Annotated in this window: 18 protein-coding genes; 10 read left to right on the top strand and 8 right to left on the bottom strand. The window is 67.3% G+C overall.

The features are described from left to right. Nucleotides 1-62 precede the first annotated feature (62 nt). The gene (locus QGN32_RS04055) at nucleotides 63-755 is read left to right on the top strand and encodes an esterase (RefSeq protein ID WP_326547372.1); all 693 of its coding nucleotides are present in this window, start codon (nucleotides 63-65) and stop codon (nucleotides 753-755) included. A 9-nt stretch (nucleotides 756-764) separates the two neighbouring features. On the opposite strand, the gene QGN32_RS04050 is transcribed toward QGN32_RS04055, so the two are convergent. After that, the gene (locus tag QGN32_RS04050) at nucleotides 765-2,060 is read right to left on the bottom strand and encodes an outer membrane protein assembly factor BamB family protein (RefSeq protein ID WP_326547371.1); all 1,296 of its coding nucleotides are present in this window, start codon (nucleotides 2,058-2,060) and stop codon (nucleotides 765-767) included. Nucleotides 2,061-2,141: 81 nt separating this feature from the next. On the opposite strand from QGN32_RS04050, the gene QGN32_RS04045 reads away from it, so the two are divergent. Together QGN32_RS04045 and QGN32_RS04040 are read left to right on the top strand one after the other, a co-directional pair. Then, a complete protein-coding gene (locus QGN32_RS04045) occupies nucleotides 2,142-2,879 on the top strand; it encodes an acyltransferase (protein ID WP_326547370.1) in 738 nt (245 codons plus the stop codon). A gap of 368 nt (nucleotides 2,880-3,247) precedes the next feature. Beyond that, nucleotides 3,248-6,409 carry an AAA family ATPase gene (locus QGN32_RS04040; RefSeq protein ID WP_326547369.1) on the top strand — a complete coding sequence of 1,054 codons (3,162 nt, stop codon included), beginning with the start codon at nucleotides 3,248-3,250 and terminating at the stop codon, nucleotides 6,407-6,409. Between the two features lies 1 nt (nucleotide 6,410). On the opposite strand, the gene QGN32_RS04035 is transcribed toward QGN32_RS04040, so the two are convergent. The 3 genes from QGN32_RS04035 to QGN32_RS04025 form a co-directional block, all read right to left on the bottom strand. Then, nucleotides 6,411-7,652, bottom strand: a complete 1,242-nt coding sequence (locus tag QGN32_RS04035) for a glycosyltransferase family 4 protein (protein WP_326547368.1) — start codon at nucleotides 7,650-7,652, stop codon at nucleotides 6,411-6,413. A 94-nt stretch (nucleotides 7,653-7,746) separates the two neighbouring features. Further along, nucleotides 7,747-9,300 (bottom strand): 1,4-alpha-glucan branching protein domain-containing protein, encoded by a 1,554-nt coding sequence (locus QGN32_RS04030; protein ID WP_326547367.1) that lies wholly within the window; start codon nucleotides 9,298-9,300, stop codon nucleotides 7,747-7,749. Next, on the bottom strand, nucleotides 9,297-10,067 hold the full coding sequence (locus QGN32_RS04025; RefSeq protein WP_326547366.1) for a class I SAM-dependent methyltransferase: 771 nt from the start codon (nucleotides 10,065-10,067) through the stop codon (nucleotides 9,297-9,299). The genes QGN32_RS04030 and QGN32_RS04025 overlap by 4 nt, the downstream gene beginning before the upstream one ends. Before the next feature lie 194 nt (nucleotides 10,068-10,261). On the opposite strand from QGN32_RS04025, the gene QGN32_RS04020 reads away from it, so the two are divergent. The 6 genes from QGN32_RS04020 to mnmA all read left to right on the top strand — a co-directional run bounded on the left by QGN32_RS04020 (nucleotide 10,262) and on the right by mnmA (nucleotide 16,274). Beyond that, entirely contained in the window at nucleotides 10,262-11,053 is a 792-nt protein-coding gene (locus tag QGN32_RS04020; RefSeq protein WP_326547365.1) for an electron transfer flavoprotein subunit beta/FixA family protein, read from the top strand. Nucleotides 11,054-11,094: 41 nt separating this feature from the next. Continuing rightward, nucleotides 11,095-12,051, top strand: a complete 957-nt coding sequence (locus QGN32_RS04015) for an electron transfer flavoprotein subunit alpha/FixB family protein (RefSeq protein ID WP_326547364.1) — start codon at nucleotides 11,095-11,097, stop codon at nucleotides 12,049-12,051. A 206-nt stretch (nucleotides 12,052-12,257) separates the two neighbouring features. Further along, nucleotides 12,258-13,109 (top strand): GNAT family N-acetyltransferase, encoded by an 852-nt coding sequence (locus tag QGN32_RS04010; RefSeq protein ID WP_326547363.1) that lies wholly within the window; start codon nucleotides 12,258-12,260, stop codon nucleotides 13,107-13,109. Further along, the gene (locus tag QGN32_RS04005; protein ID WP_326547362.1) at nucleotides 13,106-13,933 is read left to right on the top strand and encodes a lysophospholipid acyltransferase family protein; all 828 of its coding nucleotides are present in this window, start codon (nucleotides 13,106-13,108) and stop codon (nucleotides 13,931-13,933) included. The genes QGN32_RS04010 and QGN32_RS04005 overlap by 4 nt, the downstream gene beginning before the upstream one ends. A 45-nt stretch (nucleotides 13,934-13,978) precedes the next feature. Beyond that, complete coding sequence (locus tag QGN32_RS04000; RefSeq protein WP_326547361.1) at nucleotides 13,979-15,181, top strand: cysteine desulfurase family protein; 1,203 nt, start codon at nucleotides 13,979-13,981, stop codon at nucleotides 15,179-15,181. Nucleotides 15,182-15,206: 25 nt separating this feature from the next. After that, nucleotides 15,207-16,274 carry a tRNA 2-thiouridine(34) synthase MnmA gene (gene mnmA / locus QGN32_RS03995; protein ID WP_326547360.1) on the top strand — a complete coding sequence of 356 codons (1,068 nt, stop codon included), beginning with the start codon at nucleotides 15,207-15,209 and terminating at the stop codon, nucleotides 16,272-16,274. A gap of 6 nt (nucleotides 16,275-16,280) precedes the next feature. On the opposite strand, the gene QGN32_RS03990 is transcribed toward mnmA, so the two are convergent. Further along, entirely contained in the window at nucleotides 16,281-16,919 is a 639-nt protein-coding gene (locus QGN32_RS03990) for a sensor domain-containing protein (protein WP_326547359.1), read from the bottom strand. Between the two features lie 58 nt (nucleotides 16,920-16,977). Here QGN32_RS03990 and QGN32_RS03985 point away from each other — a divergent pair, with 58 nt between their 5' ends. Then, nucleotides 16,978-17,988 (top strand): uroporphyrinogen decarboxylase/cobalamine-independent methonine synthase family protein, encoded by a 1,011-nt coding sequence (locus QGN32_RS03985; protein ID WP_326547358.1) that lies wholly within the window; start codon nucleotides 16,978-16,980, stop codon nucleotides 17,986-17,988. Nucleotides 17,989-18,312: 324 nt separating this feature from the next. Here QGN32_RS03985 and QGN32_RS03980 read toward each other — a convergent pair whose 3' ends face one another. The 3 genes from QGN32_RS03980 to QGN32_RS03970 form a co-directional block, all read right to left on the bottom strand. Then, entirely contained in the window at nucleotides 18,313-18,888 is a 576-nt protein-coding gene (locus QGN32_RS03980; RefSeq protein WP_326547357.1) for a hypothetical protein, read from the bottom strand. Nucleotides 18,889-18,982: 94 nt separating this feature from the next. Beyond that, the gene (locus QGN32_RS03975) at nucleotides 18,983-20,587 is read right to left on the bottom strand and encodes a 4-coumarate--CoA ligase family protein (RefSeq protein WP_326547356.1); all 1,605 of its coding nucleotides are present in this window, start codon (nucleotides 20,585-20,587) and stop codon (nucleotides 18,983-18,985) included. Nucleotides 20,588-20,625: 38 nt separating this feature from the next. Further along, entirely contained in the window at nucleotides 20,626-21,024 is a 399-nt protein-coding gene (locus QGN32_RS03970; RefSeq protein WP_326547355.1) for an MmcQ/YjbR family DNA-binding protein, read from the bottom strand. Between the last annotated feature and the right edge of the window lie 42 nt (nucleotides 21,025-21,066).

The following is a 21,066-nucleotide window of genomic DNA, read 5'->3' as shown; positions in this document are numbered from 1 at the left end:
CACGTATTCTTGCGGTGATGCGCCGGTATCCAGATCGGCGCCGGCGACAAGGACGTCCGACGATGCGCACTTTCAGGTGGCTCGCTGTGTTCGCGGTCACCGCGGTCGCGGGCGCGATCGCCGGCCCCGCGGCAACCGCCCAATCGGGGTGCGCCGACCTGCGGGGTAGCGTCGGGCCGGACCAGATCTGCCGCGTGCAGGTCCAGAATCCGACGTACACCCTCGATCTGAGCTTTCCCAACGACTATCCCGACCAAGCGCCGCTGGTGGCGTATTTGACGCAGGTGCGCGACGGCTTTGTCAACGTCGCGCAGAATCCGGACGCCTACAACCTGCCCTACGAACTCGACGCCGAGGGCACCGGCTACCGGTCGGGGCCGCCGACCACCGGCACCCGCAGCGTGGTGTTCACAGTCTGGCAGAACGTCGGCGGAGTACGCCCGCAGACCTTCTATCAGGCGTTCAACTGGAACCTGGCCAAGAAGGCGCCGATCACCTTCGACACCTTGTTCAAGCCGGGTACCAAGCCGATGGACGTGATCTCTCCCGAGGTCGACCGGTACCTCGAAAGCCAGGGGATGATCGACCCGGTGCCACCGGGCGACGGCATGGATCCCGCGAATTACCAGAACTTTGCGATAACCGAGGATTCGCTGATCTTCTTCTTCAGTCAGGGCGAACTGTTCCCGGAATCCGCGGGGCCGGTTCAGGCGACCGTGCCGCGCGCCGCGGTGGCGCCCATTCTCGCGCTGTAGGCCGGCGCGTCAGGCGGGCGCGAAGCCGTACACCACACCGTCACTGGTGGCGGTGACGACGCGGCGATCGTTGCCGACCGAGACGCCGACGGGCCACCCGCTCGCCTTCGGGAGCGGATAGGTGTTCAGCGTGCGGCCGTCGGCGGGATCGAAGACGAGCAAGGTCTGTCCGGCCTCCTCCCCGGTTCCTTCGCGCACGACGGTGTAGGCGACCTCGGGGCCGGATCGGCTCGATGTCGACAGCGGCGCCAGGTCGTCTCGAGTCCATTGCACTTCGCCGCGGTCACCCTCGTCCTTGATCCCGACCAGCTTTGCGCCCGGGCCCCCGCCCGCGACGATCAGCCCGTCGGGGGACACCGACGGCGGGGTCTGTGCGAGGTAGTCGAGCGGCACCGACCACTTCGTCTTGCCGTCGTCGGCGTCGAGCGCCCATAGCTGGTCGTCGTGGCCGTTCACATACACCGTCGACCCGTCGGCCGAGAACACCGGGCTGGCAAGGGGTCCGCCACCGACGGCGTCGCTGGTCCACTCGCGGGTCAGCAGCGGTGACTGCCCGGGCCGATAGCGCAGTCCGACGAGGATGGGTGCCTCCGCGTCGGGTTCCCAGAGACCCAGCACGACGATGCCGGTGGATGCGGCGAACGCCGGTGCGGCGGCTACGGGGCAGCGGGGCCGGGCGGGGCGGCAGTCGGCGAGTCCGCGCTCGGAATCCTTCGGGTCCAAGCCGGCGATCAGGTCCAGCGGGCTACCCTCCACGGTGCCCCGGTGAGCGTCGAAAACCAGCACCTGACCCAGATGCGTCACGACCAGCAGGTGACCCGGGTCCAGGATCCGCGCCGTGGTCGGCATCCCGATGACCGGTTGGCGCCAGCGGATCCATTGCGTCGGCGGAAACGACAGCATGGCCCCGGGCTGCCCGATGTAGACGTTGTCGAAGCCATCGAATAACGGACCGGAAGCACCACCGCCCTGCACGAGCCGGGTGCACCAGCGCTGCCGCGCCTTGTTGTCGGCCTCCCACACCATCAACGAACACCCGGCGGAGGTCTGCGCGTTGACGGCCAGGTAGCTGCCCGAGCCCAGCGCGACTGCGGCGGCGAGATCCCCCTTGACCGATCGCACCCATTCCAGGCGGAGTGTGTCGGCGCCCGCGTCGGGTCGGTAGCTGCTGTTGGCCGCGTCGCGGTATTGGGCCGCCCAGGCGTCGGCGGCTTTGGCCTCCACCCACGAGTCGGTGTCCTGGCAGCCTGCCAAGGTGGCCGTGATCAGCGCTGTTGCCGCCAGCACGGTCAATCGCCGGAACACTCGATCCTTTCCCGTTCCTAGTCTTCGGTCCAGGTGAGGGTAACCGTTCGGGGCGCAACCGCTCGCGTAGGCTTTCCGGCCATGACGACCATGTGGGGCGCGCCGTTGCACAAGCGCTGGCGGGGGTCGCGGCTGCGTGACCCGAGGCAGGCCAAGTTCCTGACCCTGGCGTCGCTGAAATGGGTGTTGGCCAACCGTGCCTACACCCCCTGGTATCTGGTGCGTTACTGGCGGTTACTGAAGTTCAAGCTGCGCAACCCGCACATCATCACTCGGGGCATGGTGTTCCTCGGCAAGGGTGTCGAGATCGAGGCGACGCCGGAGTTGTCGACTATGGAGATCGGCCGCTGGGTGCACATCGGCGACAAGAACACGATCCGCTGCCACGAGGGTTCGCTGCGGTTCGGCGACAAGGTGGTACTCGGCCGCGACAACGTCATCAACACCTACCTCGACATCGAGTTGGGCGATTCGGTGTTGATGGCCGACTGGTGCTACATCTGCGACTTCGATCACCGGATGGACGACATCCACATGCCCATCAAGGACCAGGGAATCGTCAAGGGCCCGGTGCGGATCGGTCCCGACACCTGGGTCGGCGTCAAGGTCACGGTGTTGCGCAACACCACGATCGGGCGCGGTTGCGTGCTGGGGTCGCATGCCGTCGTGCGGGGCGACGTTCCCGATTACTCGATTGCGGTCGGCGCGCCGGCGAAGGTGGTCAAGAACCGGCAATTGGCGTGGGAGACATCGGCAGCGCAGCGCGCGGAACTCGCGGCGGCACTTGCCGACATCGAACGCAAGAAGGCCTCCCGCTGAGGCTTCCTCGCGTTTGCGCGAGCGTGCGATTCGTTCCGCGAGCGTGCGTGTCCGTCGCCGACATGCCGCCGAGATTCGACGGTTCGCGCACGCTCGTGGGCGCTCAGCGCGCACATCGACTAACGGGGAGCCGTGTCGAACCTGCACTCGTCTGCCGAAGCGAGGAGGCGGCGAACCGTTTTCCAAGGTCTTGCCGACCGGGATCGCGCCATGTGCAGCGCCGACGTCGACGTGAGCACCACCGTCGACACCCACCTCTTCTGACACACGCCAGTCGGCACGTCTACCGTCGACTCACCGGCCCACCGGTTTTGACCGCACTCTGCCTCCGGTGGTGACACGATGATTTCCGTGAGCGGCGGTTCGCCATGACCACAGCGGCCGCGGGATGCACGTCATGCGGCGCGGAACTGACCACGACGGCCAAGTTCTGTGGCGAATGCGGTGCGGCCGTGGATCAGTCGCGCTTGGGCGCCGAATACAAGCAGGTGACGGTGTTGTTCGCAGATGTGGTCCACTCGATGGACATCGCCGCTGCGGTCGGCGCGGAGCGGTTGCGCGACATCATGACCGAGTTGTTCAATCGGTCGTCCGCAGTGGTGAAACGGTACGGCGGAACCGTGGACAAGTTCACGGGCGACGGCATCATGGCGGTGTTCGGAGCGCCGGTTGCGCTGGAAGACCATGCCCTGCGCGCCTGTCTCGCAGCGCTAAACATCCAACGCGCGGCCACCGATGTGGCTGTCGATGTCGATCGCAAGGACGGTGTTTCGCTGCAGATGCGGGTCGGCTTGAACTCGGGCCAAGTGATCGCAGGCAAGATCGGCTCCGGCCCGCTGAGTTACACCGCAATCGGCCAGCAAGTCGGCATGGCGCAGCGGATGGAATCCGCGGCGACGCCGGGTGGTGTCTTGGTCAGTGACTCGACCGCCAGGCTGGTCGAGGACGGCGCCGTACTCGGTGAAGCCGAAATGGTCAGTATCAAAGGGTCGGGCGCACCGGTATGCGCGCGGCCGCTGATAGACATCGCCACGAACCAGCCGCGTCCAGTCCGGCGGTTGATGAAGCTGGTTGGGCGTGAATGGGAGTTGAGCACCATTTCCGGGCTTCTCGATCAGTCAATGGCCGGCGCCGGCCGCGTTGTTGGAATCGTCGGGCCACCGGGAGTGGGTAAGAGCCGGATGGTGGCGGAGGTGGCGTCTCGAGCCGCCGAGCGCGGTGCCGAAGTGGTGACGACGCACTGCGAATCGCACGCCAAGGATATTCCACTTCATGTTGCGTCCCGACTGTTACGCAATGTTTTTGGGGTAGATGATCTAGACGCCCACGCGGCGCGGTGCCGGATTCGAGCACGCCTGCAAGATAGCGACCCCCAGGATGTTGTCTTGCTCGAAGACGAGCTGGGCATCCGCGACACCGATGTCGAGCTGCCCGATATCGATCCCGACGCCCGCAGACGCCGGGTGGCCGCGTTGTTGAACGGATTGGCTGTCAGACGCACATCGCCGTCACTTCTCGTCATCGAGGACGCACATTGGATCGACGAAGTGAGCGAGACGATGATCGCCCAGCTCGCCAATGTGGTGCCGCGGACACGCACCCTTGCGGTCATCACCTACCGCCCGGAGTACTCCGGAGCGCTTGCCCGGTTGCCCAATTCGCATCGTATTGCCCTTGATTCGCTCAGCGAGTCGGCATCCACCGTGCTTGCGATCGAGTTGATGGGTTCGGACCCATCGGTCGCAGATCTTGTTCGGCAAGTTTCCGAGCGAGCGGCGGGCAACCCGTTCTTCGCCGAGGAGATTGTCCGGGACCTGGCTGAGCGAGGCGTCATCGAAGGGAACCCCGGCGCGTATGTCCGTCGACTTGATTCGGCCGACGCGTCGGTACCTGCGTCTCTGCATGCCGCCATCGCCGCCCGCATCGACCGCCTGAGCGGACCTGCCAAGCAGACGTTGAACGCCGCGGCTGTGGCCGGGTCGCGTTTCGATTCGGCGACGTTGGAAACGCTTGTCGCACATTGTGAAGTCACCGAACTCGTCGACGCGGAGTTGATCGATCAGGTGACGTTCACCGCGCCAAGTGAATACTCGTTCCGTCACCCGTTGATCCGCTCGGTGGCATACGAGTCGCAGCTCAAGTCGATACGGTCCCAGCTGCATCGAAGTCTCGCCGACACGATCCAGGCGCGTGACCCGGATGCGGCCGACGCGAACGCTGGGCTGATCGGTGAACACCTCGAGGCGGCAGGCGATTTCGACGGGGCGTACACATGGCACACGCGCGCCGCGATGTTCGCAGATGCTCGTGACGCCAGGGCCGCTCGAGCGAGTTGGCAGCGCGCGTGCGGTGTAGCCGACCGAATGCCCGATAATCAACCCGACCGGATGGCGAAGCGGATCGCGCCGCGCATCCAACTGTGCGCCGGGACGTGGCGAGTGTGGGGTAACGCAGACGCCGACTTCCGCGAACTGGATGCGCTGTGCACCGAAGCCGGAGATCTGGTCTCGAAAGCGATAGGCATGGCGGGTTTCGTCACCGGTTGCGTTTTCGAAGACAGATACCGTGATGCCGAAATCTTCGGGTCGGAGTTGGCCGATCTGGTCGAATCGATCAACGACCCCGGTATTGATCAGCTTCTGATCGGTGCCGCCAACGGGATGATGCAGGGCGGGCGCGTCGTCGACGCTCTGCGCGTCAACCAGATTGCGATCGACCATGGTCAGGAGGAATTGTCGCTGGCCAACTTCGGCATGACAGCGGTGCTCGCAGCATCGGTCGGAATCCGTGCCCTGTGCCGCTGCAGTCTTGGGATCGACGGGTGGAAAGCGGACTTCGACCACGCCATCGCAATCGCACGGTCGGCCGGCGACCCGACCGCTTACGCCGCTGCAAACATGTACGAGTACGTGTTCGCGATGCACAACGGCGCGGTCCTACCCGCTGCCGACGCCGAGGAGAGCACCGCTGCCGCAGTGGAATTCGCCGGTCGGGCCAGCGAGGATTTCGCGTATGAAGCCGCTTGTCTTTCTCGTGGCATGGTGCTCATCTACGGTGACGGCACGCGGCGTGCAGCAGGTTACGATCTCGTTCGAAGGTACCGAAGTGACGTTGCTTCAAACAATAAGTCGATGAACGTGCGGTTCGCCGACACGGAGATCGCAAAGGAGAAGGCCGCGGCCGGAGATCTCGACGGCGCCATCGCGTCGGCGCGCTCGACCATCGACTATCTCCAAGACTCGGGCGACATGTGCACTCGCGGACCTGCGGTCACCACGCTGGTCGAATCGTTGCTGCGCCGCGGAGCACAAGGTGATCTCGCGGAGGCGAAGGCTGCGATGTCCCGGCTCGCCGCGATTCCGACCGACCCCGGCTTCGTGCTGCACGAGCTTCCGTTGCTACGGATGCATGCGCTGGTGGCCCGCGCCGAGGGCGATGAAGCGGCGTATCGAAACTTCGCCGATCGCTATCGCACAATGGCGAATCGGCTCGGATTCGAAGGGCATATGGCGACCGCTGCCACCATGTGACCTAGCGATTGGGCAGCGCGTGCTCCACGATGGGGCGGCGCCGATGCGGTTCGCGCTCCCGCCGCTTGGCGGCCAGGTACACCTGGGTGGTTTCATCGGCGATCGTGTGCCATTCGAACTGCGTGGTGAGTCGCTTGCGGGCGGCGATGGCGCGCTGCTGGGCGGCTTGCGGATCGTCAAGCACGGTGCGGACTGCGGCCGCTAGGGCTGTGATGTCACGTGGCGGGAAAGACACGCCGGTTTCGCCGTTGATGACCGCTTCGCCCAAACCACCGACGTTCGACGTGACCAAGGGAATTCCGGTCGCCGCTGCCTCCAGCGCGACGATGCCGAACGGCTCGTAGTGGCTCGGCAACACGGCGGCGTCGGCGGCGTGCAGCAGATCCACCAAGGCATCGTGGTTGAGATGACCGACGAATTCAGTGGCCTTGAGCACCTTGTACTTTCGCGCCTGATCCAGAAGCCGGTCCAATTGCGTGCCCTCGCCGGCGATCGCCAGCGTGGTACCGGGATGCGTGCGCCTGATACGGGGCAGCGCGGCAATCGCGTCGTGAATGCCCTTCTCGTACTCGAGTCGGCCGTGGTACAGCAACCGCGCCGGGCCTGTCCTGGGCCGCCGCTGTGCAAACGGCCATCGCCCACAATCGATTCCGTTGCGGATGACGTGGGTTTCGGCCAGTCCGGGCCCGAACAACTCGGTGATCTCGTCGCTCATCGACCTCGAACAGGTGATGAGCGAATCGGATTCATGCACCAACCAGGATTCGACCGCATGTACCTGTCGGCTGATCCGACCCGACACCCATCCGGAGTGTCTACCGGCCTCGGTGGCATGAATCGTGGAAACCAATGGCGCGTCGTAGAATTCGGCCAAGGCTATCGCTGGGTGCGCGACCAGCCAGTCGTGTGCGTGGACGACATCGGGTCGCCAGGGACGGCCGCGCCGGGTCTTCAGCGCTAAACCGGTGCGGACCATCGAATGGCCCATCGCCAGTGTCCAGGCCATCATGTCGCTGCCGAAGTCGAACTCGTGCGGATCGTGCGCCGCAGCGACGACGCGCACGCCTTCGGCAATCTCGTCGGTGGACGGGTGCGTGCTCGGGTCGGTGCCGCTCGGTTGCCGGCTCAGCACCACGACTTCGTGGCCGACGTCGGCCAGTGCGGTCGCCAGGTGATGGACGTGACGCCCGAGCCCGCCGACGACAACCGGCGGGTACTCCCACGACACCATCAGGATTTTCACGGTCGCTCGCTCCGGCGGGAGGGTGCGCAAAGTGCCGCTGTTGAGCGGCGTGTCGCGCAGCAGACACGCACGCTCGCGCAGAGAGGGGAGGGGCTCACTTCGGTAACCGTCGCGCGTCCAGGGCGCCGAACAGGCCGTCGGCACGGTTCCAACCCGCGGCCAGACGCTGCGCGTGCTCATGGCGACCGGACGCCACGGCGTCGGCGATCTCGCGGGTGGCGTGGGCGTGCAGATGCGCGCGGTAGCGCGCATAGTCGGCCGCGGAATCCTTGCTGACCATGAAGGGCCAGTCACTCGACACGGTGAGCAACGTCTCGCGAAGGATCTGGTCGGCGACGAAGTTGCGGGCCGGCGAAGTGTCGGTCTCGCCGAGCGTCTTGTCGACTGTCGTCAGCGCGGTATCGACGACCTCACTGTTCAACTGCACCAAGTCGGCTACCTGCTTGCCGGCCCATACCTGCCAGTCCTTACCGGAACCCCAGGAGCTGGGCGGTAATTCGACGGCAGCGCCGAGAAAACCGTCGGCCTTCGCGTCAGCCAGCGTGCCGACGCGCACACCTGCCTCCGGCAGCGCGCGCAGCACCCGTTCCAGCCACACCGGACCCTCGTACCACCAGTGGCCGAACAACTCGGTGTCGAATGCGGCGATGACGTGTGCGGGACGTCCGATGCGTTCGCTCTCGTCGCACAGTCGCTGTCGGACCACCCCGACGAAGTCGGCGACATGGGAGTCGATCGCTCGGTCGGCACGCTCGGGGTCGTACGGCGCCTTGGCCTCCGACGGCACGTTGCGCCCCGACACCCTGGCCGGCTTGAGGCCGGTGGTGTGGTCGTAGGTGTGGAAGTCGCGGTAGGCGGCATGCCCGGGGTAGCCGGATTTCGGCGACCACACCCGGTAGCTGACGTGCAGATCCCGGCCGAACGCGACGACGTCGGACGACGCGACGGGCCGGCCCAGCGCGGTGTCGCCGTGCAGCGATGGGCCGTCGACCATGAAGTGGCCGACACCCGCTGCGGCATAGTCGCGTTCCATCCCGGGCGCATACGCGCACTCGGGCGCCCAGATGCCAACCGGCGTGTGCGCGAACCGGAGTCGGGCGTCGGCGAGCCCCTCGCGCAGCGCGAACTCGCGCAGCCGCGGGTTGAGCAGCGGCTGGAACGGATGCGACAACGGCCCACCGAGCAGTTCGATCGTGTCGGCGTCGACCAACTCGCGCAGCAGCGGGCTGCCGCCGTGGGACCACAGCGTGGCGAAGTCGTCGAGCGCCTGCTCGGCTTCGGTGTGCTCGCGAACACCGAACTGCCGCAGGGGATCTCCGAGTGTGGTCGCCTCCAGCGCCCGAAGTCGCCAGTTCGCCAGCCAGTGGTGCATACCCGAGAGGCAGTACGGGTCGTCGAGTTGCGCGGTGACCACGGGGGTCATGCCCAGCGTCAACTGGTGCCGACGGTCCTCGGCGGCCAGCGCCCGCAGCACCCGCATGAGCGGTAGGTACGCCGCCGACCATGACTGATAGAGCCATTCCTCCCCGACGGGCCACCGGCCGTGATGGGCAAGCCACGGCAGATGCGTGTGCAGGACGAACGTGAAGAGCCCCGGAACCGGAGGGCCGGTGACATCCAGTCGGGGTACGGGATCGGAAGAAGTCACGGCCGCACCGCGATCGCGACGAGATCCAGGCTGTCGTCGATGTTCCGGTCGCGCGCGTCGACCAGGTCGAAGTCGTCGCTGCGCACCGACGCCACATCGGCGAGCAGGTCTTCGGGCCACCGCGCATCGGCCAGCGCCCGGGCGATCTGGGCGTCGATGATCGATCCGCCGTGGCGCGCGTCGAGTTCGACCAGTCGCGGGCCATGAAAAACCCCGTAGACGCCATCAATAGAAAACCCCGCAGCCGTCAACAGCTCGGTCAGCTCGGCGGCGTCCAGCTCGCGGGTGTGGAACGGGTTGATCGGCGTATCACGGCCGGGGGAGAAGGTGATCCGGTTCGGCGTCGACATGAGCAAAGTGCCGCCGGGCCGCAGCACCCGGAAGCATTCGGCGACGAATTGCCCCTGATCCCAGAGGTGTTCGATCACCTGAAAGTTGACCACCACATCAACCGCATCGTCGGCCAGCGGCAGCTCGGCGAGATTGCCGTGGCGCATGTCCACCCGCGGATACCGCGCGCGGACGTGAGCGACCGCCGACTCGTCGTAGTCCAGGCCGATCACGCGCCGGGCCACCTCGGCGATCAGGCCCGCGCCGTAGCCCTCGCCGCAGCCCGCCTCGAGCACGTCAAGCTCCGCGCAGCGGTCGGCCAGCCGCTCGTAGACGACCTCGTGACGGCGGAACCAGTAGTTCTCCTCCGCCAGCCCCGGAACCGTGCGTTCCCCGGTCAGGGGCAGGTCGGGACCGTCGGTGACAAATGCGCTCATTGCAACGCAGGCTAACGCGAATCGGTCCACAGGCGAACGGTTCACCGCCTACGTGCTGCTAGAACACCAACACCGACCCGCTACAGTGTTCCTGCGAACCAGCATAAGTTACCGGCGAGTAACATGTTGGTTGTTGCTCACAGCGTCGTATTGCGGGCCGCCAACGGTCCCTTCGAGGAGGACGAACCAGACTCATGACGAACATCGTGGTCCTGATCAAACAGGTCCCTGACACCTGGTCGGAGCGCAAGCTGACCGACGGCGACTACACCCTCGATCGGGAGGCCGCCGACGCGGTGCTCGACGAGATCAACGAGCGCGCCGTCGAGGAAGCGCTGTTGATCAAGGAGAGGGAAGGCGGCGAAAGCACTGTGACGGTGCTCACAGCCGGCCCGGAGCGCGCGACCGAGGCGATCCGCAAGGCACTGTCGATGGGTGCCGACAAAGCCGTGCACCTCGTCGACGACGGCATGCACGGCTCGGACATGATTCAGACCGGCTGGGCCCTGGCGCGCGCGCTGGGCACCATCGAGGGCACTGAGTTGGTCATCGCCGGCAATGAGGCCACCGACGGCACCGGCGGCGCGGTTCCCGCGATCATCGCCGAGTACCTGGGCCTGCCGCAGTTGACGCACCTGCGCAAGGTGACCGTCGAGGGCGGCAAGGTCAGCGGCGAACGGGAGACCGACGACGGCGTCTTCACCGTCGAGGCGCCGCTGCCCGCCGTGGTGAGTGTCAACGAGAAGATCAACGAGCCCCGCTTCCCGTCCTTCAAGGGCATCATGGCCGCCAAGAAGAAGGAAGTCACCAAGCTCACGCTCGCCGAGATCGGCGTCGAGGGCGACGAGGTCGGTCTCGACAACGCCGGTTCCAAGGTGCTCTCGTCGACGCCGAAGCCGCCGAAGACCGCGGGTGAGAAGGTCACCGACGAAGGCGACGGCGGCACCAAGATCGCCGAGTACCTGGTCGCTCAAAAAATCATCTAGCAGATCATTCCTTCCGTACTTGAGAAACGAGAGACATACCAATGGCTGAAGTACTCGTGCTCGTCGAGCACGCCGAAGGTGCGCTGAAGAAGGTCACCTCGGAGTTGATCACCGCGGCTCGCAAGCTGGGCGAGCCCTCGGCCGTCGTCGTCGGCGCACCGGGCACCGCACAACCGCTCGTCGAGGGCCTCAAGTCCGCCGGCGCCGCCAAGATCTACGTCGCGGAGTCCGAAGACGCGGAGAACTACCTGATCACGCCGCAGGTCGATGTGCTGGCCTCGCTGGTCGAGTCCGCCTCCCCGGCGGGCGTGGTGTTGGCCGCCAGCGCCGACGGCAAGGAGATCGCCGGGCGCCTCGCGGCCCGGATCGGTGCCGGGGTCCTGACCGACGTCGTCGGCCTCGAAGAGGGCGGCGTGGCCGTTCACTCGATCTTCGGCGGTGCGTTCACCGTCGAGGCCCAGTCCACCGGTGAGGTTCCGGTCATCACGCTGCGCGCCGGCGCCGTCGACGCCGAACCCGCCGACGGTGCAGGCGAGGTCGTCAACGTCGAGGTGCCCGGGCAGGCCGAGAACGCGACGAAGATCACCAAGCGCGAACCGGCCGTCGCCGGCGACCGGCCGGAGCTCACCGAGGCCACGGTGGTCGTCTCGGGCGGCCGCGGTGTCGGCAGCGCCGAGAACTTCACGGTCGTCGAGGAACTGGCGGACTCGCTCGGCGGCGCCGTCGGCGCGTCCCGTGCCGCGGTCGACTCCGGCTACTACCCGGGCCAGTTCCAGGTGGGCCAGACCGGTAAGACGGTCTCGCCGCAGCTGTACATCGCGCTCGGCATCTCCGGCGCGATCCAGCACCGCGCCGGTATGCAGACATCCAAGACGATCATCGCGGTGAACAAGGACGAAGAGGCGCCGATCTTCGAGATCGCCGACCTCGGCATCGTCGGCGACCTGTTCAAGGTCACACCGCAGTTGACCGAGGCGGTCAAGGCCCGCAAGGGCTGAGTTTCCTGCGCGAAGGCCCCCGGACACTGTTCGGGGGCCTTCTGCCGTCCCCGCGAGCGCTCACTCCTGTACAGATTCGGGCGCTTGTGGCGTACCAGGATGAGCGCTCGCGCGGGTAAGGCGCTGCGGGAATTCGTCACCAGGCGCTCAGCGACACGTCACCCGCCCGATGCCACCCGGAGATGCGGCTGGGCGAGCGTGCAGGCATGAGCACTGCTTCTGTACTCATCGCCCCTGACGAAACCGACCGCGCGCAAACCGGGTCCTCGACGTCCGCGCCGCGCTACACGCTCCTGCTGTCGACCGATGCCACGCTGGTCGAGGCGGCGCAGCGCCTCCGCCACGCGGTGTTCACCTCCGAGCCCGGATTCGCGCTGAGCGGCGCCCCCGACGGCTTGGACGCCGACCGGTTCGACGAGCATTGCGACCATCTTCTCGTCCGCGAGGACCTCTCCGGCGAATTGGTCGGCTGCTATCGGATGCTGCCGCCGGCCGGCGCGGTCGCCGCCGGCGACCTTTACAGCGCAACGGGATTCGACGTTCGAGCACTCGACCCGCTGCGTCCGGGCCTGGTCGAAATGGGCCGGGCCGTGGTGCGCGCGGATCACCGCAACGGCGGCGTGGTGCTGCTGATGTGGGCCGGGATTCTGGCGTATCTCGACCGCTGCGGCTACGACTATGTCACCGGCTGCGTGTCGGTGCCGGTGCGCGGTCCCGACGGCGACGCCCCGGGCGCGCAGATCCGCGGAGTACGCGACTTCGTCCGCCGTCGGCACGCCGCCCCGGCGCGCTACACCGTGCGCCCGCATCAGCCCGTGACCGTCGGCGGCAACGGGCTCGACGACATCGATCCACCGGCCCGAGTGGCCGTGCCCGCCCTGATGCGGGGCTACCTGCGGCTCGGCGCGCAGGTATGCGGCGAACCCGCGCACGATCCCGACTTCGGGGTGGGCGACTTCCCGGCGTTGCTCGACAAACGCCGAGCCGACACCAGGTATCTGCGCAGGCTGCGCTCCGTCGGAGCGGCCGCAGCCATGGCCGGTGAGACCGCGCGATGACCACGAGTTCGTGGGTGCCGCGGGCGGCGTGCGACGCGAGTTGCGCCAGCGCCGCCACCGGGCATGCGGGTCGCCGGGTGATCGTCACCTGCCGCGCCACGTTGCGCGCCACGGTGGCCCTTTCCCTGCTGGTGCTGGCCCCGCTGCTGGCCGTCCCTGCGCCGGGCCGATCCCACGTCCAGCGTGGCTACTGCCGGTTGCTGCTGCGTTGCCTGGGTGTGCGGACCACGGTGTCCGGCGGGCCGATCCGCAACTTGAGCGGCGTGCTGGTGGTGAGCGGGCACATATCCTGGGTGGACGTCTTCGCGATCGGTTCGGTGCTGCCGGGACGGTTCGTCGCGAAGTCAGAACTCATCGACTGGCCAGGCCTCGGCCTGCTGGCCCGGGTGCTGAAGGTGATTCCGATCGAGCGGGCCAATCTGCGGCGGCTGCCCGATGTGGTGGGCGCCGTCGCCCGTGGGCTTCGCGCCGGCCAGACGGTGGTGGCCTTCCCCGAGGGCACCACTTACTGCGGCCTGGCCTACGGGCGCTTCCGGCCCGCGATGTTTCAGGCCGCCATCGACGCCGGCCGGCCGGTCCAACCGCTACGGGTGAGCTACCACCACCCCGACGGGGCGCCGTCCACCGTTGCCGCCTATGTGGGCGACGACACACTGCTCGAGTCGATCCGGCGCCTGATCACCGCGAAGCGCACGGTCGTGCGGGTGCAGGTGGAGTCGTTGCAGCTACCAGGAACCGACCGTCGTGAACTGGCAACCCGCTGTGAGACCGCGGTGCGCGGCGATTCGGGGCAACGCTCGGCCGGTCACGCCCTGGTGGCCTGAGCGGATCGGAGGAGCCCCCGGCTCGACGGCTATTCTGGACTGGTTATGTCCCCGGATCAGCCGGTCTACCTCGATCACGCCGCCACCACCCCGATGTACCCCGTTGCCATCGAGGCGATGACGGCTGCGCTGGCCACGGTCGGCAACGCATCGTCGCTGCACGGCACTGGCCGGGCCGCGCGCCGGCGGATGGAGGAGTCACGCGAGACGCTGGCCCAGCTGCTCGGCGCACGCCCCTCTGAGGTGATCTTCACCGCCGGCGGCACCGAGAGCGACAACCTGGCGATCAAGGGCATCTACTGGGCGCGCCGCGATGCCGATCCGCACCGCACCCGAATCGTGACCACGCCGGTCGAGCACCATGCCGTGCTGGACTCCGTCGAGTGGCTGGTCGAGCATGAGGGCGCCGAGGTGAGCTGGCTGCCCGTCGAGAAGGACGGCTCGGTGACGCCGGCGGCGCTGCGCCGGGCGTTGCAGGACCACGACGACGTGGCCGTGGTATCGGTGATGTGGGCGAACAACGAGGTCGGAACGATCATGCCGATCGCCGAACTCGCCGCTGTGGCAGGTGAATTCGGCGTCCCCATGCACAGCGACGCCGTCCAGGCCGTCGGCCACATTCCGGTCGGCTTCGGGGCGAGTGGACTATCGGCGATGAGCATCGCGGCGCACAAGTTCGGTGGACCCACCGGGATCGGGGCGTTGCTGCTTCGTCGGGACACCGCCTGCGTGCCGTTGCTGCACGGCGGAGGTCAGGAGCGCGATGTTCGTTCCGGCACACCCTATGTGGCGGGTGCCGTCGCGATGGCCGCCGCGGCGGGGGCTGCCCTTGGCGGATTGGAGGCCACCAGTGCGCGAGTGTCCGCGCTTCGCGACCGGTTGGTCGAAGGTGTGTTGGCGAGCATCGACGACGTCGAGGTCAACGGGGCGACAGGGGCTGGCAGGCTGCCGGGCAACTCCCACTTCACTTTTCGCGGTTGCGAGGGGGACTCTCTGCTGATGCTGTTGGACGCCAAGGGTATCGAGTGCTCGACGGGTTCGGCTTGCACGGCCGGGGTCGCGCAGCCGTCGCATGTATTGCTCGCGATGGGCGCCGACCCGGTTAGTGCGCGCGGATCGCTTCGGCTGTCGTTGGGCCACACCAGCACCGACGGCGACGTCGATGCCGCGCTCGCTGCGCTGCCCGCCGCGGTGGAGCGGGCACGGCAAGCCGCCCTCGCCAGTTCGGGGGTCGTCGAGTTCCGATGAGCGCTTGCGCGAAGACAGTATGACCATGCGGGTACTCGTGGCGATGAGCGGTGGCGTGGACTCCTCGGTCGCCGCCGCCAGGATGGTCGACGCGGGCCATGACGTGGTCGGTGTGCATCTGGCGCTGTCGCCTTCACCGGGCACGCTGCGCACCGGGTCTCGCGGCTGCTGCTCGAAAGAGGACGCGGGTGACGCGCGCCGGGTCGCCGATGTTCTCGGCATCCCGTTCTATGTCTGGGATTTCGCCGACCGCTTCTCCGAAGACGTCATCGACGATTTCGTGTCGTCCTATGCCCGCGGTGAGACCCCGAACCCGTGCGTGCGCTGCAATGAGCGCATCAAGTTCTCCGCGTTGGCCGCTCGTGCGCTGGCACTGGGTTTCGATGCGCTCGCCACCGGACACTATGCGCGGCTGTCCGACGGCCGGTTGCGCCGTGCCGTCGATGCGGACAAAGACCAGTCGTACGTACTGGCCGTCCTCACGGCCCAACAGCTGCGTCACGCGGTGTTCCCGGTCGGCGACACACCCAAGCCGCAGATCCGTGCGGAGGCCGCGGGTCGTGGGCTCGCTGTCGCCGCCAAGCCGGACAGCCACGACATCTGCTTCATCCCGTCGGGCGACACTCGCGCGTTTCTGGGGGCCCGGATCGGTGTCCGGCGTGGGTCGGTCGTCGACGCCGCGGGCGTCGTGCTGGCCGAACACGACGGTGTGCACGGATTCACGGTCGGTCAGCGCAAGGGGTTGGGCATTGCCGGGCCCGGCCCCGACGGGCGGCCGCGGTATGTGACGGAGATCGACCCGGACACCGCGACCGTGCACGTCGGCACCGCTGCCGACCTGGACGTGTGGACGTTGACCGGCGAGCGGCCGGTCTTCACCTCCGGTGAGGCGCCAACGGGTCTCGTCGAGTGCCAGGTGCAGGTGCGTGCCCACGGCGGTATCGGCGACGGGGTGGCGCAGCTCCGTGACGGCCGGCTCGTGGTCGACCTGCGCGCACCACTGCGCGGTGTGGCGCCGGGCCAGACCATGGTGCTCTACCGTCCCGACCCCGCCGGCGACGAGGTGCTGGGTAGCGCGACGATCATGCGATAGCCCAAGCTATTCGGGCACGTTGGCGAGGATATTGGTGATGACGATCGCGGGTACGGAGTCGGGGTACCGGCACGCGGTCACCTCCACCAGCACCACCGACTTCACCCGGTAATCGCGACCGCACGCACCCGAGGGCCGGGTCTGCAGGGTGTCCACGCTGACCGTCCAGTCGCCGACAAACATCGGACCCGAAGGCGTTGCGCTGCAACCGTCGACAAGTGATACCAGGTAATCGAAAGCCCGCCGTGCAGTGACGGCGTCGCGATATGCGGCCGCGCCCTCGGAGATCAATCCGCCGCCGGGCGGGTTCTGGAAGGTGGTCTTGTGGAACTCCTCGACGTCCGGTCCGAACGTCCGGGTTTCGGCGAAAATCCATTGGCACTGCGGGGGAGTGGTCTCGACGAGCGGTTGGATGTCGACCGGGGTCTTTGCGTCCATGGTCGGGATGATCGTGAGATCCCCGCCGGTGATCGCGCGCATCTGCGATTGGTCGAGCATGATCGTTTCGACGTCGATCGGTGACAGCGATCCGTCGTCCATGCCGGGGATTACTCGCATCGCATGGCCGCTGACGGTGTGAGCACATCCCGCTGCGAGCGCCGCCATGGCGCACCACAGCGCGATCGACCGTAGCGCTGCGGGCATGCGTGTCCTTCCCAACCCGTCCGGACCGAGATTAGCCCGATCGAATACTGTCGAACGAGTGAATGCCTTCGCCGCAGCCACCGGGATCGGGTCGTGGCCGGGGACGGAGCCGCGCGAGGCCGCCGAGGTCGTCGTCGGCGAACTGCACACCTTGCCGCATCTGGTCGAACTGCCCGGCCGTGGCGTCGGCGCCGACATGATCGGCCGGGCCGGGGCGCTGCTCGTCGACATCAGCATGGACACCGTGCCCCGCGGCTATCGGATCGCATCCGGCCGCACAGCGGTGGCCAAGCGGGCGGTGAGCCTGCTCGACGAGGACCTCGACGCGTTCGAAGAGGCTTGGGAGAAGGCAGGTCTGCGGGGTGGCGGGCGCACGGTGAAGGTGCAGGCGCCGGGACCGATCACGTTGGCGGCGCAGCTGGAGCTGGCCAACGGCCACCGTGCGCTCACCGATCCGGGCGCGGTACGCGACCTGGCCGCCTCGCTGGCCGAGGGGATGGCGGCGCATCGCGCGCACGTCGGCCGGCGACTGGACGCGGCGGTGGTGGTGCAGTTCGACGAGCCGCTGTTGCCCGCGGCACTGGCGGGGCGGTTGACAGGGGTCACCAGCTTGACGCCCGTCCACGCGGTCGACGAGCCGGTCGTCACCGGACTGCTGGACGAGTGCGTCGCGGCGGTGGGTTCTCCCGTCGTGGTGCACAGCTGTGCATCGGGTGTGCCCTGGAAAGCCTTGCAGCACAGCACCATCGATGCCATCTCCGTTGACACCTCCGCACTCGTGACCGCCGATCTCGACGGAATCGGCGAGTTCGTCGACTCCGGACGCGCGGTGTTGTTCGGGGTGGTGCCGACGATGCCGCTCGACGCCGCGCCGTCGGTCGAGGGAACCGCAAAGGCCGCGGTGTCGCTCACCGATCGGCTCGGGTTCGCCCGATCCGTGTTGCGGGAGCGGATCGGCATCACGCCGGCGTGCGGTCTGGCAGGCGCCACCAGCGAGTGGGCGCGCACGGCGATCGGGTTGGCGCAGCAGACGGCGGACGCCTTCGCCGAGGATCCCGACGCCGTCTGATACGGCCACAGTCGAGGGTGAGAGCTGCGGTCGCCAGACAATTTACGGACGTTCCCGGAAGGGTCCGCATTGAGTGCGTGCCCCATGCCAGAATGCTTCGCAAACGACGTCGATCGTCGTCACGGAGAAGAGAGTTGGTTTCCGGATGAACGCGCGCCTCGCCGCAGGTGTCGGCGTGGTGTCCGTGTTTGTCCTGTTGGGCGGCTCGAGTGCGGCCGTCGCATACGCCGGTCCCGGTGATTCGCGGGACTCCGACCGAGGACACAGCTCCGATCGTGGCGGCGGTGGGTCCAACAAGGGCAAGCCCGACGACGACCGTCGTGGTTACGACAACGGAAACCGGGATCCCAACAGCAACCGCGGCGGTGGCACCGTTAAGTCGAACCGCAGCGCCCCTAAGTCGCGGGTCGGTTCGGGCCGCGACGACGACGGGCCACAGCTGTCGTCGAGTAGCCGGTCGGCCGCCACCACCCACCCGGACTCGGGCACGCGCTCGACCGCGCCGAACACGTCGGCCAGCCGGTCGGCGGCCGGTACCGAATCGAGTGCCGGCGAAGCGCCCCTCGGCAAAGTACCGGCGCCGAGCACCGCGGATGCTGCCGGTTCGGCCGGCGGGTCCGATTCCTCGAGTGCGCCGGTGCATGCATTCGAGCCCCCGCAGGTGACGGTCGGCAACGGCCGCAGACCGGCGACGAAAACCGGTGGACCCGAACAGCATCGGCAGCCTCCCGCGCCGGCATCCGCCGCGCCGGCACCCGCGCCGGTGCCGCCGCCGAGGCTCCCACCGCCGCCGCCACGGTCGGCGCCGGTCCCGCTCCACCCGGTGGACAAGCCGCCCGCGGTGATACGACAGTTCGTCGTCGCGCCCGGAGTCGGGTCGACCGACCCACTGTGGGGCATTGCCGGGCTATTGCTCATCCCTGTGGCAGGTGCCGCGCTGGGCTACCGGCAGGCGCGCGGGGCTCAAGCCGCCGAACGGATACACCGGTCCTGATCAGCCACGCAGATCCTTGCGCAGGATTTTGCCCGAGGCCGACTTCGGCACCGCATCGATGAACTCGACCTGGCGAACCTTCTTGTAGGGCGCCACCTGACCGGCGACGAACTCGATGATCTCCTCCTCGGTCAACTCAGCACCGGACTGCTTGACCACGAACGCTTTCGGGATCTCTTCACCTTCGGCGTCGTGGACCCCGATCACGGCGGCGTCCGCGACGGCGGGATGACTCAGCAGCAGGGCCTCCAGTTCGGCGGGCGGTACCTGATAGCCCTTGTACTTGATCAGCTCCTTGAGTCGGTCGACGATGTACACGCAGCCGTCCGCGTCGACCTGCGCGAGGTCGCCGGTGTGCAGCCAGCCTCCGTCGTCGATCGTCTCCTTGGTGGCTTTCTCGTTGCCGAGATAGCCGGCCATCACGTTGGGTCCCTTGAACCACAATTCGCCGGTCGCGCTGAGACCCTCTGCCGGCGGGTCGATTTCGTCACGGGTCTCGGGGTCGACGATCTTCGATGCAGCGTTGGACACCGTCCATCCGACCGAGCTCAGCGGCGCGACCATCTTCATCTCGTGCCGGCCGCCGTCGAACGGCGTGATGTGGCTGACGGGGCTGAGTTCGCTCATGCCGTAGCCCTGAACGACGCTGCAATCGAGTCTTTTCGCGACGGCGTGGCCGAGCTCGGCGTCCAGCGGGGCCGCACCCGACATCACGACGTTCAACGACGACAGATCGTATTCGTCGACCGACGGATGCTTGGCCAGCGCCACGGCGACCGGCGGTGCGATGAAAGCGATCGTGCACCGGTGGTTCTGGATGTTGGCCAAGAAGTCGCCGAGGTCGAAGCTCGGCATGATGACGAGCCGGGCCCGGGCGTGCACTGCGGCGTTGAGCAGAACCGTCAGCCCGTAAATGTGGAAGAACGGGAGAACCGCAAGCACCGTGTCGTCGGCGACCATTCCGTGCAGCGGCCGGATCTGGGCCACATTGGCCACCAGGTTGCGGTGGGTGAGCATGACACCCTTCGGGTATCCGGTCGTTCCCGAGCTGTACGGCAGCGCCGCCAGGTGTGACGATGGCGCGAAGCTGACCTGCGGCGGCAGGTGGCCGCGCCCCATCAGGTCTGCGGCGTTGGGATGGCCGTCGCCGGCTTGGCCGGGCCCGTCGAGTACCACCAGGCCGTCATCGGGCAGCCCGGCGGCCGCTGCCGCTTCCTCGGCGTGCGCCAACAGCGGCGACACCGTGACCAACATCTTGGCGTTGGAGTCGGTCAGTTGGTTGGCGATGTCCTTGGCGGTGAACAGTGTGTTGATTGTGGTGGCCGTCGCGCCTGCGCGCAGAATGCCGTGAAAGGCGACGGCGAAGCCCGAACTGTTCGGCGAGAGCAGCCCGACGACGTCTCCCACGCCGATCCCGCGCCCGGCGAGCGCGCCCGCGAACGCGTCTACCCGCGATATCAGTTCGCGGAAGCTGGTCTCGCGACCGGACTTCGCGTCGACGAGCGCGACACGATCGAGGTCGGTTTCGGCGATGTCGCCGAACAGGTAGTCGTAGACGCTTTTGGACGGTATGTCGACTTCGGGGAACGGGCTGGCAAAACTCATGTCGTCTCCGATCGAATCATGGCCTGTCGACTACTGGGTCAGACTTCGTCGAGCTGTTTGACGAGTTTGTTGGGCGCGGTCAGTCGGAACGAGGCATCGATCAGCTCGCGCACTTCACCCCAGTCGTACTCGCCCGTCAGATCCAGACCCAACCACCCCGACGGTCCGAGGTAGGCGGGGACGAAGAACCGGGCGTCCTGCCGCAGCGCCCGCCGGTCGCTTTCGTCGACTTTGACGATGATCGACTGCGGGTACTGCAGATACTCGCCTCTGGTTTCTGGTTTGACGCTGCCGCCGTACATGACGAACATGTTCGCGACGAAGAACGCGGGCCTGCCGTGGGAGACCTTCTCGTAGGCCTCGGGAAACGAAAGTGCCACCGTGCGCACCCGCCCCAGCACCGGGTCGTCGTCGCGGAACATGAGCGGGTGCGGCATGGGGCCAGGGTAACGGTGCGGTCCTGTCAGGCTGCTCCGTTA

The sequence above is a fragment of the Mycolicibacterium sp. ND9-15 genome (assembly GCF_035918395.1).
GTDB lineage: Bacteria > Actinomycetota > Actinomycetes > Mycobacteriales > Mycobacteriaceae > Mycobacterium.
This window is presented reverse-complemented; position numbering and strand designations above follow the sequence as displayed.